Below are 13,611 nucleotides of genomic sequence, written 5' to 3'. Positions count from 1 at the left end.
GCCGGTCGGAGCGCACCTCGGCGAGCGCCTGCGCGACGAGGCTCCCGGGAGACACGGGCCCCGGGACCGTGCCTCCCGACCCTCGGGCCGGGAGTCCCGGGCCCGGGGACCTCGGGCCCGGGGACCTCGGAAGCCGGCGCGGGGGGCGGTGCGGGCCGGGAGGCGTGCCCGGCCGAGGCGTGGAGGGTGTCATGGGCGGCCTCACATGTGCGGGGGCGGTGCGAGGGTGAAGTCGCCCGGGCCGGTGGGTGCGGTGGTGCGCCAGCCGCGGGCCGCGGCCGCGTCGGCGAAGCGCGGGCAGCCCAGGTAGGCGAAGGCCGCGGGCGCGTTGGGGACCAGGCCGGTGACCAGGACGCGGGCCACGCGCAGTGCCGTCTCCGCGATGTCGGGCGTGGTCAGGTCGAAGGTGACGACGCGGTGGCCGCCCTCGGCGAGCCGTGCGCGCAGCTGCTCCGGCGAGCCGTGCGGGATCGCGTCGACCGGGACCGTGGTGCCGGGTTCGGTGAAGCGGCGGGCGAGCGGGGCGAGGCGGTCGTCGAGCCACACCTGCACGTGCGCCCCGAGGTCCCGCACCCGGGCGAAGTCCTCCCCCGCGTCGTCGAGGTAGCGCCGGTCGGCGCGGTGGTCGAGGTAGAGGCCGCGGGCGAGCAGTCCGCTCTCGACCGCCCGGAAGACCCAGCCGTCGGCGTCGGTCAGGCCCTGGGTGAAGACCCAGGTGTGCACCGCCTCGAGGACGGCCTTGCGCACCGCCTCCGCCGGGTCGTACCGGCAGGCGAAGCCCGCCGCGTACAGGCCCCGTTCCTCGTCGTGCACCAGGGCCGCCGCCGTGGGGGCGAACTCCGACGGCATCTGCACGGCCCACACCTTCAGCGGCGACCCGGCCAGGTCCGCGGCGAGCCCCGGCACGCTGCCGAGGTCGATCCCGCGGGCCGGCCCGTCCAGGTGCCACCACAGTTCGAGGGCGTCGCGCTCGACGATCTCCAGCAGGGCCCGGTCGACGGCGTCGTCCGTGCCCTGGCCCGTGGCGATCCCCGCGTAGTTCAGGTGGTGGGTCCGGGGCAGGGACTTCAGCCCGCCCTGCCGCCAGTTGAGGTGGGTGAGGGAGACCGGGGCCCAGCACTCCCGGGTCCCGCCGTCGGGGAGGAGTTCGCGGCCCGGGGTCCACAGGGCCTCGGTGGAGCCGGTGAACCGCCGGTACGGGAAGCGGGGGCGGTCGTACTGCCAGTCGGCGCAGGAGGGGAGTTCGGCCGGGGTCAGGAGCGTGGCGCCGCGGGCCGCGAGGCCGTCGGCGTCCGTGCGGACGGGGGCGCAGGGGTCGCCGGGCGGCGGGACGCGGTTGCCGCAGTAGCGTTCCACGGCCTCGGCGATCGCGGCGGTCCGTGCGCCCTGCGGGTCGCCGAAGGTGGTGCCGAGGGAGACCCGGTCCGCGGGCCAGGCGCCGAGCCGCCGGGCGTCGGAGACGTCGGCGGTCATGGCGGTGTAGCGGGCGGGGGTGCCGTCGGGGTGCTCGACCGGGGCGACGGACCTGATCGGTCCGCACACCGGGTCGACGAGTGCGTCGAGCGGGAGCGGCGGGGTCACCTGGATGCCTCCTGGGCTGGTCGGGCGGTGGTCCGGGCGGCGGTGTCCGGGTCGAGCACGGGCAGGTTCAGGCTGCTGCGCGCGGGCAGGACGGTCCGCCGCGAGGGGTGCAGGACCTTCGCGTGCACGGGGTCCTCGCCGGTGTGCGGGTTGCGGGCGTGGGCGGGGAAGTGGTGTCCGGCGATCTCGACGCGCAGCCGGGCGCCGGCGGGCAGCCGCCGGGCGACGGGCCCCAGCCGGACGGTGACGTCCCGCCCGGTGCCGGGCGGGGCGGTGGTGCGGGCGACGCCGGTGGCGAGGTGGGCGGCCCGGCCGCCCGGGCCGAGTGCCACCAGGCGGACGATCCAGTCGGCGGCGGGGTGTCCGCGGTGCCGTGCAGCCTTGCCGCGACCGGTCCGGCGAGGTGCAGGGGCGCGTCGAGCGGGGCGGAGACGGCAAGGCAGCGGTCGGCCGTGCCCGAGGCGGGCACGGCCAGGCGGTCGGAGCGCACGGGGTCGGCCGGGTCGGCGGTGAAGCGCTCCCCGCGCAGCACGCGCATCCGCAGGGGGCCGCCGAGGAGCGGCACCTCGGCGGGCGCCGGGTCCCAGTGCCGTGCGTCGAGCCAGTGCCCGGGGGTGCCGCCGAGGGCGAACGCCCCGCCCCGGAGGGCCGGACCGTCGGGGCGGGCGCCGGCGAGGGTGGCCCGGGCGAACTCCGCGTAGGCCCGCCCCAGGTCGATGCGGTGTCCCCCGCCCGCGTCCGGTCCCGGCTGCGCGGTCAGCGCGTGCCCCAGGGGCCCAGGAGCAGCCGGGCGGGTGCGCCGGTGCGCGTGCCCAGCGCCGCCAGAGTTCCACGGTCTCGGCCGCGAAGGGGTCGTGGGTGCCGCCGACGGCCAGCAGCGGCACCGCGGCGTCGGCGTACTCCTCGCCGCCGGTCCTGCCGGCCGCCCACAGCAGCGGCCAGGACGGCAGGGCGAGCCGGAGCCTGCCGGGCAGGTCGGCGACCGGCAGGTGCTCGAGGGCGTGCGGGTCGGCGGCGAGGATCCTGTTGAGGGCGCCGGGGTCGCTGTCGGGGCGGTCGCCGTGGGCGGCCCACCAGCCGGCCCGCGCGTGCAGCCGTTCCGCGCCGCAGGGTTCGCGGGCGGTCTCGGCCGGGCCGAGGGCGGGGACGGCGGCGATGACAGCGTCGGGGCCCCGGGCGGGCCCGGCCGCGCCGGCCGGCGCGGGTCCGGCGGCTCCCGGCCCGTGGACGGTCCGGGAGCCGTGGGCACTCCGGGGGCCGAGGGCGGGTGCGAGGGCGCAGTGGGCCGCGTAGGAGGCCCCGCAGGCGACGACCCGGCCGTCGCTCCAGGGACGGCCGCGCAACCATCGCAGGGTGGCGGCCCCGTCCTGCGCCTCGTGCCGGTAGGGGTGCCACTCCCCCGTCGAGCCGTGGCGTCCGCGCACGTCCTGGGCGACGGCGGCGAAGCCGTGCCGGGCCCAGGAGCGCAGCTCGGCGTGGTGGGCCCGCCGGTCGTAGGGGGTGCGGACGAGCACGGCCGGGTGCGGCCCGGGCCCGTCGGGCAGGCAGAGGTCCGTGGCGAGGACGGCTCCCCGGACGGCCAGTGCCGTGGTGCTGACGGGGCTCATGCGGGCGGGGCGGGCAGGGGCGCGACGGCCGGGACGGGGAGGACGGGGTGCTCGGAGACTTCCAGGTCTCGCAGGTCGACGCGGCGCAGGCGGCGTCCGGCCGGCAGGGCGCCGGCCGGGCCGCGGAGGTGTCGCGGCCGGTGGCCCAGGCGTGCACCTGGTACGCGACCAGCGCCGCGACGAACGACGCGCCGGCGGCGGTGCCGCCCGTCGGTGGCTTTGCGGAGGCGGGCCGGGCGGCCCAGTGGGCGGCGAGTTCGCGGTGCGCGGGGGTGGCCGCCAGGCGGCGGGCCCTCACGTGCGCCGCGAGGACGTCCCCGGGGGCGGCCGCCGTGGGCTCGATCCACGCCTGCCGTCCTTCGCGGTGGCAGCGGATCCAGGCGATGCCGCGTGCGGGGAGGCGGTCGGCGTCGTCCCACAGCCCCGGGGGCACGGGCCGGTCCAGGCACCACACGACGGCGGACGCGTCCGGCCGCGTCCGCGGGTCCGCGAGCCCGGCGACCTCGCGCGGTTCCGCGTTCCGGGGGCGCGCCCCGGCCGCGCGGAGGAAATCGGCGAGGGGGCCGGTGAGTTCCTCGTCGCCGAGGACGAGCACGGTGCGCCGGTCGCCGGGCCACACGTCGGGGTCGCCGAGGTGGCCGGCCGCCCCGAAGCCGGCGAGCAGCCGCTCGGTCTCCGGGTCCGCCGGAACGGGCACCGCGGCCGGGGCCGCCGGGCCGCCGGCCGGTGCTTCGTCCGGGCTGCCGTCCAGCAGGCCGGCCAGGCGGGCGACCGCCTCCTGGTCGGCGTTGATGCGCAGGAAGTCGCCGTCCTGGGTGCGGACCGCCGCGGGATGTCCGGGGACGGTCACGATCTCGACGCCGGGGGCGAGCCGGGGGCGGGGCAAGGGGGGCAACGGTCTCCTGTCGGGTGCCGGGCGACGGGTGGGCCCGCACCCCCGGCCGGGGGTGCGGGCCCACCCGCAGGGGATTACTCCTGGTCGTCGTCGAAGGGGTTCTCGACGAGGGCGTTGGAGTGGGTGGCCGAGGCGTGGGCCAGCTGGCCCGGCTCGACGATCGGGCTGAACACCGAGTGCTGCTCCTGCTCCATGAATGCCTCCAAGTGGGTTGTTTCTGACACCCGTTCGGGCGTCTGCGATCACTCTAATGAATATGATTATCGTTTTGCAAGGGGATCGGGTGGTCGGGATGACAGACCGGCCAGCCGCCCTCCTCGTCCCGGCCCACCCGCCCCTCGACACCGAAGACACCGCGCAGCAGGGCTGGCGTCACGACCTCGGCGGGCGGCCCGTCCGCCGCTACGCGGCCGTCCCGCAGAGCCACCAGCCGCTCGGCGAACCGTGCCGCCAGCCCCAGGTCGTGGAGCACCATCAGCACGGTCAGCCCCCGCTCCGCGCGGAGCCGGGCCACCAGTTGCAGCACCTCCAGCTGGTGACGCAGGTCCAGGTAGGTCGTGGGCTCGTCGAGCAGCAGCACCGGGGTCTCCTGGGCCAGGGCCAGGGCCAGCCGGACCCGCTGCCGCTCCCCGCCGGAGAGTGCGTCCACCGGCCGGTCGGCCCATTCCTCGACGCCCACGTCGCGCAGGGCCCGGCGGCTGGTGGCGTCGTCCCCGTCGCGGAGCATCCCCAGCGGCCCGCGCGCCGCGTAGCGGCCCTGGCGCACGAGCTGCCGCACCGTCAGTCCGGGCACGAGGGGGGCCGACTGGTGCATCAGCGCCACCTTCCGCGCCGCCTGCCTGCGGGACAGCCGGGCGATGTCTTCCCCCCGACCCGGACGGCCCCGGCCTGCGGCCCGAGCACCCCCGAGGCGAGTTGGAGCAGGGTGCTCTTGCCGCAGCCGTTCAGGCCCACCAGGGCGACCAGCTCCCCCGGGGCGATCCGCAGGACCACCTCGTCGAGGACGAGGCGGCCCGGGCGGGCGAACCGGACCCGGTCCATCTCGAGCGCGTACGGGGAGCGGGGCGGGGACGGACGGGAGGCCGGGGCCCCGGCGGGCGCCGGCACCGCGGGGACGGGATCTGCCATGGCTGACTCCTTCACTGATCGGTGGTGTGGCGGCGGGCGACGGCCAGCAGGACCGCGGCACCGGCGAAGGCCGTCACCGCGCCGACCGGGACGACCAGCCGGTCGGCGTCCAGGCCCCCGGCCGCGCGGGAGGCGAGCTGTGCGACGGCGTCGGCCCCGCAGACCGTCACCGCCCCCAGCGCCGCGGCGCCCGGCAGGGTGGTGCGCAGGTCCGCGCCGAACAGCGCGAGCGCCACGTGCGGCACCAGCAGCCCGACGAAGCCGAGGGCGCCCACGGCCGCGACCGCACCCGCCGTCAGCGCCACCGCGCACAGCAGGGCGCCCGCGCGGGCACGGGCCGGCGCCAGACCGGCCGCCTGTGCGACGCCCTCGCCGCAGCGCAGCAGCATCAGGGGCGCGGACGACAGCCAGGCGGCGGCTCCCCAGAACAGGGCCCACGGCCACAGCAGGTGCCAGTGCGCCCAGGTGCGGGCCTCGGTCGTGCCGATCATCCACTGCACGACGCTGCCGATCTCGCCGGGCGCCACCAGCAGGACGACGGACGTGGAGCCGCCCAGGACGGCCGAGACGAGCACGCCGTGCACGGCCGTGGACGCCGGGTCGGACCGCTCGCGACCCACCAGCAGCCACAGCAGTCCGGCCCCGGTGAAGCCGCCGACGACCGCCGCGACGACGACCGCGGCGGGCGAGGCCCAGCCGGCCAGCCCCGCCCCGGTGGCGGCCACCGCACCCAGCGCGGCCCCCGGGGTGACGCCGGTGACCTCGGGGCCGGCCAGGGGGTTGCGCAGCGCGGCCTGCAGGACGAGACCGGCGACCGCGAGGCAGGCGCCGGCACCGAGCGCCACGAGGGTGCGCGGCAGGCGCACCTGCCACAGGAGGTGCTCCGCGAGCGGGTCCGCGGACCCGCCGGCGAGCACGGCCCAGACCTGGTCGGCGGTCAGCGCACGCCCTGCCAGCAGGTCCCCCGCGGCGACGGCGAGCACCGCCACCGGCAGCAGGTACGGGGCGAGCCGCACGGCACGGCCGCGGAGCGCGCCCGCGGCCCTCCCCCGCGTCACGGATGCGGTCATGAGGAACCGCCCTTCTGCTGCGTGCCTGCGGACTCCCGCTGCTCGCGGGGGGCGGGGCCCCCGGACGGACGGGTCCGCGCGGCCCCGCCCCGCTCCCCTCCGGGGGCGGGTCCCCGCCGTGGCCGGTATCCGCGGCGGCGGCGGTGGCGGTACCGGCAGCGGCGGTGGCGGTGGCGACGGCTGCGCGGGGGCCGGTGCGGCCGGACCGCATCAGGAGCACACCGGCGGGCACTCCCACCAGCGCCGTCCAGGCCCCCACCGGCGTCTCGACCGGGGCCAGGGCCAGCCGGGCCGCCAGGTCCGCCCACACGGTCACGACCGCGCCCCAGGCCGCGGCCCACGGCAGCCACCCCACCACGTCCGCGCCGGGCCGCAGCCTCCTGGCGAGGTGGGGCGCGAGGAAGCCGATCCACGCCACCGGGCCGCACACCGCGACGACCGGCGCGATGAGCAGGACGGCGACGGCGAGCGCCGCCAGCCTGGCCCGGTGCACCCGCACGCCGAGCGCGCCGGCGTCCGCGTCGCCCAGCCGCAGCACCGCGAGCACCGGCAGGCACAGGACGAGCAGCGGCACCGCGGCGGCCGCCCACGGCCAGACCCGCCCCAGGCGTCCCAGCCCCGCCCGGACAGGCTCCCCATCAGGTAGCGGAAGATCAACTGGAGGTCGAGCCGGTCGGCCATCACCATCATCACGAGCAGTCCCGCCTGGAGTGCGGCGGCGACGGCCGCACCGGTGAGCAGGACCGCCGAGGGGCTGCGCCCGAAACCGGCGGCGGCCAGGGTCAGCAGGCCGCCGAGGGCCGCTCCCCCCACGGCGAGCAGGGGGTGGGCCCACCCGGGCAGCGGCAGTACGAGCACCAGGGGCGCGGCCACCCCGAGCGCCGCGCCGGAGGAGACGCCGAGCATCTCGGGGACGGCCAGCGGGTTGCGCAGCGCCTCCTGCAGCACCAGCCCCGCCGCCCCCAGACAGGCCCCGGCGGCGGCCGCCAGCAGCAGCCGGGGAAGCCGGATCTCCCGCACGACGACCGCGTCCAGGGCTCCGGCCCCGGTGGTTCCGGCGCCGGCGCCGCCCCCGGCGAGGAGGTCCGGCAGCCGCGACGGGGCGACGACGGGCGTGCCGAGGCACAGGGCCCCCAGGGCGGCGGCCACCAGCAGCAGGCCCGCCACCATGGGCAGTCGCGCGCTCATCGCCCTGTTCATCGCCCTGCTCGCCGCAGCGCGGCCGTCGCCTCGTCCAGGACGATGCCGAGCGAGCGCGTGCCGCGCCCCTTGGCCCACACCTCGGGGTCGACCTCGACGACGTCGCCGTTCCTGACCGCCGGTATCTGCGCCCACAGCGGGTTCTTCGCCATCTTCTCGGACAGCTTCTCCCCCGGCCCGCCGAAGGAGATGGTCTCGACGAAGAGGACGTCGACGTCCCGGGCCAGGATCTCCTCCAGGCTGTACGTGCCCTCCACTCCGCGGCTCTTCCACGGGTAGTCGGCGATCTCCGGGAAGAGCCCGGCCGCGACGTCGCTGCCGGGGGTGGCCACGCCGAAGTTCTCGTCGCTGCCGAAGACGACCAGCGCCGTCCGGCCGCTCCTGGCCCTCCGGGCGTCGGCGAGCTTCTCCCTGAACCTCGTCTCCGCGGCCGCCGCCTGCTCGCCGCGCCCGGTGAGCGCGGCGAGGTCGCGCAGGTAGCCGATGCTGTCCTGCCACGTCTCCGGCTGCACGGGCCAGAAGGTGGTGGCGCCCTTCAGGGCCGGGGCGAGCTTGCCGTGGGTGTCCTCCAGGCCGATGACCAGGTCCGGTTCGTGGGAGAGGATCGCCTCGACCTCGGGGCTGAGGAAGCCTCCGGGGACCACCGGGACCTTCTCCGCCTCCTTCCCGCCCAGGAACTCCGGGTGGGACAGGAGGGCGGAGTTGGTGGCCGTGGGCCGCATGCCGAGCTCGGCCAGCATGTCGTCGCAGAGGGCGACCAGGCAGACGATGCGCTCCGGCTTCTTCCCCGGGGCGACCTCGACGCCGCGCGCGTCGGTGACGGAGTCGGCGGGGGCGACGGGCTTCACCGGGAGGCCCTCCGCCGCGGAGGCGCCGTCGGCGCGGTCCTCCCGGCCGGGGTCCGCGGGCGTTCCCTGCCCGCACGCGGCGAGCAGGGCTCCTGCGGCGGCCAGTGCGGCCAGTCTGCGCAGGGCGGTGGTCAGGGGGCGGGACATCGTCGGGACTCCTCGGATCGCGGCCGGTGGGGCGGGGTTGTCTCGGCAACCCTAAGCATGATGATAATCATTTTCTTTAAACGGTTCGTCACCCAGGGAGTCCCCATGCCGCAGTTGCGCCTCGTCGCGGCCGACCAGGTCGCCGGCGCCGTCCATGTGCACGACCCTCAGGAAGGCCGCCCGATCGCCTCCCTGACCGGTCGTCATCTCTCCGAGCACGCCGGGTTCCTCCGGCTGCGCGGCGGACGGGTGGCGTTCGTGGACGACCTGGCGGGCGCGCTGGTCGTCCTGGACCCGTTCGCCGGGGAAGGCCGGCCCGCGGTGCCGGTGACGGTCCCGGTGGCCGTGCCGGGCGAGCACCTCGCGGCCGATCCGACCGGGCGCTTCCTGGCCGTCAGCACGGGCTGCGGGCGTTCCCCGGAACCCTGGAGCGACCTGCTGACCGTCGTGGACCTGGCCGCCGCGCCGCAGCCGCGGGCCGTCCGCGTGCGCACCCGGACCGGCGAACCGGGCGTGGCCGTCCTCGGCCCGGCCGACGACCCCCTGCTGGTGGTCCGGGAACGGATGCCCGGCGCGCTGGCCGTCCACCGCCTCACCGGCCTCCTGGCCGCGGGCCCCGGCTGTCCGGCCGTCGAGCCCTCGGCCCGCCTGCCCCTGCCCGACGACGGGCACGGCGACGCCGCGGACCCGGCCACCGGGCGGGTCTTCACCGCCACCGAGGACGGCGTGGCCGTCGCCGTGCGCGACGGCCGGTCACTGACCGCCGGCCCGTCCCTGGCCTGGCACGGGGACGGGGACGGGGACGGGGACGGGCGCGAGGGTGGGCGCGAGGGCGGGCGCGAGGGCGGGCGCGGCTATTTCCTGAGGCTCGACCCGGCCCGCCGCACCCTGTGGAGCACGGTCCGTGGCGGCCCGCCCGAGCCGGACCAGTGGCCGCGGTGGACCAACCACGCCTGGTGGCACCGGATCGACGAGGGCCGCACCGGACGGCTCGACCTCGGCCCGGGACTGGTCTTCCGGCTGGCCCTGTCACGCACCCGGGCGGCGTTCACCCGGATCCACCCCTCCGGCGACGAACTGGTCCTCGTCGACCGGGACACCACGGGCCCGCACGGGCCGCGCGTGCGGGCCCGCCTCCCCCTCCCGCCGATGGACGGTGCCCCGCGGGAGGGCTGCACCCCGTGGGACGGCGTGCAGCGGCGGGCCGTCGCGGCCTCGCCCGCCGCCGACCCGGTCGCGGTCAGCCGGGGCGGGCACGGCGAGATACACCTGTACGACGCCTCCTGCGGCGCCTTCCTGCGCACCGTCACCACCCCGACCCCGCTCGACGAGGGCGGGCACCTGGCGCTGGTCGCGAAGGACGACGGGGCGGAGGGCGACACGATCGGGCGTTGACCGACACCCGGACCGCCGGGAAACGGACCACGGCCGCCCGGACCTGGACTCCGCCGCAGGCGCGCCGGCCGGAACTGCGCGCCGATCTGCAGGCCGCCGGCCTCGCCGCGCGGTCCGGGGCCGCAGCCCTGCCGGAGGCGCTCGGGGCTCCCCGTCCGGCTCCGGCGGCGGATCTGCTCGTGGCCTGGGCCGACGGACTGATGTACGACCGGCTCGCCGGCGCACTGGCCGGGACCCGCCCGCTGCCCGATGCGACCGAGCTGACCGCGGTGGTCCGGCGGATGCTCGAAGCCGCACTCGCCGCCTGACCGGAACGGACGCCCCCGTCGGCGCGAGGACGCACCCAGGAGGTGTGAACTCCCCGGGGGCGGGCATGCGTTCGTCCGGGCCCGCCCGGGACGTTCCCCCCGTCGTTCCGGGCGGGCCCACACCTGTCACCCCGCCGGCGGGGGCGGCGTGCGGTGCGTCAGGGCTGTGCCAGGTAGCCGGCGAGGGCGCTGCGGCTGCGCCGGAGTTCTTCGACACGCTCGTCCACGGCCGCCAACTCACCTTCCAGGACGGCCCGCACGTCCGGGCACATCTCGAACTCCGGCCGCTCACCGCGGACGCACGGCAGCACCGAACGGATCACCCCGGTGGACAGGCCCGCACCCAGCAGGGCACGGACCTGCCGCACGGTCAGGACCGAGTCCTCGTCGTAGTCGCGGTAACCGTTCGGGCCGCGCCCGGCCTCGAGCAGCCCCTGCTCCTCGTAGTACCGCAGCATCCGCGGGCTGACCCCGGTACGCCGGGACAACTCCCCGATCAGCATCTCCCCACCCCGTCCGAGGTTGACCTTCACACCGGTGTGAGGCCCTAACGTCGCGCCGCGGGACGGCATTCCGCACACGGCCGCCGCGGCCGGTCCCGTCGTTCCGTCCACCCGATCCCGTGACACAGGAGTGACTCATGACCTCTTTCGTCGCCCAGCTCAACGGCCGGGCCGCGACCGCCGAGGAGTTGGCGCCGCTCGCCTTCGCGGGCCATGCCCACTTCACCGCCGTGCAGGTGCGCGGGGGCATGCTCCGGGGCCTCGACCTCCACCTGGAGCGGCTGCGCTCCGCCTCGGTGGAGCTGTTCGGCCGGGCACTGCCCGACGACCGCGTGCGGTCCTTTCTGCGGGCGGCGCTGGAGGCCGGCCCGGCCGACCTCTCGCTGACGGCCGCGGTGTACTCGCCGTCGGGCGAGTTCACCGCGGGCGGGGCCGACGCGGAACTCGACGTGCTGGTCCGCACCGGGCCGCCCGCGTCCGGCCCGGAGGGCCCGCTGGCGCTGGCGGTGGTCGAGCACGAACGGTTCCTGCCGGCCGTGAAGCACGTCGGCGAGGTGGCCAAGACGTACCTCCTCCGCCGGGCCGTCGCGCAGGGCTTCGACGACGCCGTCCTCGTCGACCGCCGGGGCCGGATCGGCGAGGGGACGATCTGGAACCTGGCCTTCTGGGACGGCGCCTCGGTGGTGTGGCCGGCCGCAAGGATGCTGGAGGGGACCACGATGGGCATCGTCCGCCGGCAGCTGGACCGCCTCGGCGTCCCCCAGCGCGTCCGGGAGATCACTCCCGCCGACCTGTCGGCGTCGGCCGGGGCCGTGGTCATGAACTCGTGGACGCCTGGTGTGGCGGTGAGCAGGATCGGCTCCGTGCCCCTGCCCGGGGCGCCGTCCTTCCTGGACCTCCTCCACCGGGCCCACCGGGCCGAACCGCTCACCCGGCCGTGAGGGGGGCCGGTCCGGCCGCGTCCCCGCACCGCACGGGCGACGGCCGCGAGGCCGCTCCCGGGGGCGGGTGCACCGGCCGGGCGGCACGCGGTCGGGCGACGCCCTACTCCGCGGGGGCGTCCGCGAGCAGACCGGTGACCACGCGGCCGAAGAGCAGACGGCCGGACAGGGCGGTCACCGGGTCGAACAGCCGCGGGAGCCGCTCCACCCGCGCCTCCTCGCGCCAGACGATCCACGACCCCGGGCCGCGGGGAGCCACCTCGATCTCGGCCCAGCCGGTGACGACGCGGCCGCGCTTCTCCATGCGGCAGTGCCCCGGCCGGCCGTCCCGCGGGGGCTCCCAGCGCACGACCTCCATGGGGTCGTCGAACCGGAGCCGGCCGATCCCGGTGCGCGCGACGAAGACCGTGCCCACGCCCGTCGGCGGCGGCGTCGTGACGTCGATGCCGGTCAGGGGCACGTGCGCCGCGTGGCGCTCCCAGTCGGTCAGGCGCTGCCAGGCATCGCGGGGGGACAGTCTCGACGCGCGTTCGATCCGGATCAGTGCCACGGCGCGATCGTAGATCGCCCCCGGCCGGGCGGCACGGCGGACCCGCCGGTCGGCACGGCCGGGACCGTCAGCGGAGCGCGGCGTCCTCGTCGGGGTACTCGGCGTACCCGGCGTCCTCCTCGTACCCCTCGTACCCGGCGTACTCCTCGTACCCGGCGTCGGCGCGTTCCGCACCGTCCTGCCCGGCCTCCGCGGGCCGGGCGCCGTCCTCCCCGCGCGGCTGCGGGGGTGCCGCCGGGCCGTCCTCCTGCACGAAGCGCAGCACCCCCCACATGGCCTGCGGGTCCGCCTCCCGCTCCTGCGCGGACCCGGTGCGGACGCAGGAGGCGAGCGCGTCGTGCAGGGCCCCGGCGTCGATGCCGGAGCCGATCAGCACGAGGCGGGTGTGGCCGGGCTCCCCGGGCTCCGGGGGTACGGGGTGGAAGCGCAGGAACCGGCCGACCGCGTGCAGGAGGTACTTCTCGGGGTGTCCGGCCGCGTCGAAGTGCACGAAGCCCTTGATGCGGTACAGGCCGTCCGGCCGGTGCTCGAGGAACTCCATGAGGCGACGCGGGTCGAGCGGCTCGTGCGCGGTGAACTCCACGCTGTCGTAGGCGGCGTGGACGTGGCCGTCGTGCCCGTCCTCGCCGTGCCCGTCCTCCTCCGGGTCGTGGAGCAGGTCGGCGAAGGACAGCTGGCGCGGCCCGTCCGCCTCCTCCCGCGGCCTGCGGTCGAACAGCAGCCCGGGGTCGACGCGGCCGTGGACGGCGGGGACGACCGGGGCCCCGTGGGCGAGCTCGCCGAGCACGGCGAGCAGCCGGTCCAGTTCCTCCGGCGCGACGCGGTCCGCCTTGTTGAGGACCACCAGGTCCGCGATGCGCACGTGGCGGTCGATCCCGGGGTGGCGCTCACGGGTGGCGTCGAACTCCGCGGCGTCGACGACCTCGACCAGGCCGCCGTACACGGTCCGCGGGTTGCCGCCGGCCAGCAGCATCCTGACCAGGGTCTCCGGCTCGGCGAGTCCGCTCGCCTCGATCACGATCACGTCGACGCGGTCCGGTTCCCGCGTGAGCCGCTCCAGCATGTCGTCCAGGTCGTCGGTGTCGACTGCGCAGCACAGGCAGCCGTTGCCGAGCGAGACCATGGAGTCGACCTGGCCGGCCACCGTCATCGCGTCGATCTCGATGCTGCCGAAGTCGTTGACGACCACGGCGACCCGGGTACCGCCGCTGCGGGCGAGGAGGTGGTTGAGCAAGGTGGTCTTGCCGGCTCCCAGGAAGCCCGCGAGCACGATGACCGGGATCTGCTTCGTCGCCAAGGGGGCGCCTCCAGGGTGCGGGGACGGCTGCGATCGTAGCCGACCGCGGCCCCCGCCCCTCCCCCTCGGCCCGCCCCACCCCCGGGGCCCCGCTCCCTCCCCTTTTCCGCCCTGCGGCCGCGCACGGCCGGCGGCGGGCGC

General features: G+C 77.3%; 10 protein-coding genes and 3 pseudogenes. 3 read left to right on the top strand and 10 right to left on the bottom strand.

Going from position 1 to position 13,611, the window contains the following annotated elements:
- Nucleotides 1-201: 201 nt before the first annotated feature.
- The 7 genes and pseudogenes from GQS52_RS25775 to GQS52_RS25750 all read right to left on the bottom strand — a co-directional run bounded on the left by GQS52_RS25775 (nt 202) and on the right by GQS52_RS25750 (nt 8,476).
- Nucleotides 202-1,581 (bottom strand): YcaO-like family protein, encoded by a 1,380-nt coding sequence (locus GQS52_RS25775; RefSeq protein ID WP_182315951.1) that lies wholly within the window; start codon nt 1,579-1,581, stop codon nt 202-204.
- Nucleotides 1,578-3,188 (bottom strand): annotated as a pseudogene (locus tag GQS52_RS25770) (CocE/NonD family hydrolase). The gene GQS52_RS25775 and the pseudogene GQS52_RS25770 overlap by 4 nt, the downstream one beginning before the upstream one ends.
- Before the next feature lie 969 nt (nt 3,189-4,157).
- Entirely contained in the window at nt 4,158-4,277 is a 120-nt protein-coding gene (gene amiA, locus GQS52_RS28090; RefSeq protein WP_259370983.1) for a streptamidine family RiPP, read from the bottom strand.
- A 53-nt stretch (nt 4,278-4,330) separates the two neighbouring features.
- A pseudogene (locus tag GQS52_RS25765) lies at nt 4,331-5,124 on the bottom strand (ABC transporter ATP-binding protein).
- 98 nt (nt 5,125-5,222) lie between these two features.
- Nucleotides 5,223-6,281, bottom strand: a complete 1,059-nt coding sequence (locus GQS52_RS25760; RefSeq protein ID WP_182315950.1) for an iron ABC transporter permease — start codon at nt 6,279-6,281, stop codon at nt 5,223-5,225.
- A gap of 196 nt (nt 6,282-6,477) precedes the next feature.
- Nucleotides 6,478-7,469, bottom strand: a pseudogene (locus tag GQS52_RS25755) (iron chelate uptake ABC transporter family permease subunit); the annotation flags it as partial.
- An 8-nt stretch (nt 7,470-7,477) separates the two neighbouring features.
- Nucleotides 7,478-8,476, bottom strand: coding sequence for an ABC transporter substrate-binding protein (locus GQS52_RS25750; RefSeq protein WP_182315949.1), 999 nt, complete (start codon nt 8,474-8,476; stop codon nt 7,478-7,480).
- A gap of 105 nt (nt 8,477-8,581) precedes the next feature.
- Between GQS52_RS25750 and GQS52_RS25745 the strand changes: the two genes are divergently transcribed.
- Together GQS52_RS25745 and GQS52_RS25740 are read left to right on the top strand one after the other, a co-directional pair.
- The gene (locus GQS52_RS25745; RefSeq protein ID WP_259370982.1) at nt 8,582-9,871 is read left to right on the top strand and encodes a hypothetical protein; all 1,290 of its coding nucleotides are present in this window, start codon (nt 8,582-8,584) and stop codon (nt 9,869-9,871) included.
- Complete coding sequence (locus GQS52_RS25740; RefSeq protein WP_259370981.1) at nt 9,868-10,179, top strand: hypothetical protein; 312 nt, start codon at nt 9,868-9,870, stop codon at nt 10,177-10,179. The genes GQS52_RS25745 and GQS52_RS25740 overlap by 4 nt, the downstream gene beginning before the upstream one ends.
- A gap of 158 nt (nt 10,180-10,337) precedes the next feature.
- Here GQS52_RS25740 and GQS52_RS25735 read toward each other — a convergent pair whose 3' ends face one another.
- Complete coding sequence (locus GQS52_RS25735; protein WP_182315948.1) at nt 10,338-10,682, bottom strand: MerR family transcriptional regulator; 345 nt, start codon at nt 10,680-10,682, stop codon at nt 10,338-10,340.
- A gap of 137 nt (nt 10,683-10,819) precedes the next feature.
- On the opposite strand from GQS52_RS25735, the gene GQS52_RS25730 reads away from it, so the two are divergent.
- Nucleotides 10,820-11,623 (top strand): aminotransferase class IV family protein, encoded by an 804-nt coding sequence (locus GQS52_RS25730; protein WP_182315947.1) that lies wholly within the window; start codon nt 10,820-10,822, stop codon nt 11,621-11,623.
- A gap of 103 nt (nt 11,624-11,726) precedes the next feature.
- Here the strand turns inward: GQS52_RS25730 and GQS52_RS25725 are convergent, their stop codons facing one another.
- Together GQS52_RS25725 and GQS52_RS25720 are read right to left on the bottom strand one after the other, a co-directional pair.
- A complete protein-coding gene (locus GQS52_RS25725) occupies nt 11,727-12,173 on the bottom strand; it encodes an SRPBCC family protein (protein ID WP_182315946.1) in 447 nt (148 codons plus the stop codon).
- 67 nt (nt 12,174-12,240) lie between these two features.
- Nucleotides 12,241-13,470: a GTP-binding protein gene (locus tag GQS52_RS25720; RefSeq protein WP_182315945.1), complete on the bottom strand. Its 1,230-nt coding sequence runs from the start codon at nt 13,468-13,470 to the stop codon at nt 12,241-12,243.
- Nucleotides 13,471-13,611 lie beyond the last annotated feature (141 nt).

This window comes from Streptomyces sp. SCUT-3, from assembly GCF_014083985.1.
GTDB classification, from domain to species: Bacteria; Actinomycetota; Actinomycetes; order Streptomycetales; family Streptomycetaceae; genus Streptomyces_H; species Streptomyces_H thermolineatus.
The sequence above is the reverse complement of the archived record's forward strand: the minus strand, read 5'-3'. Positions and strand labels throughout refer to the sequence as shown.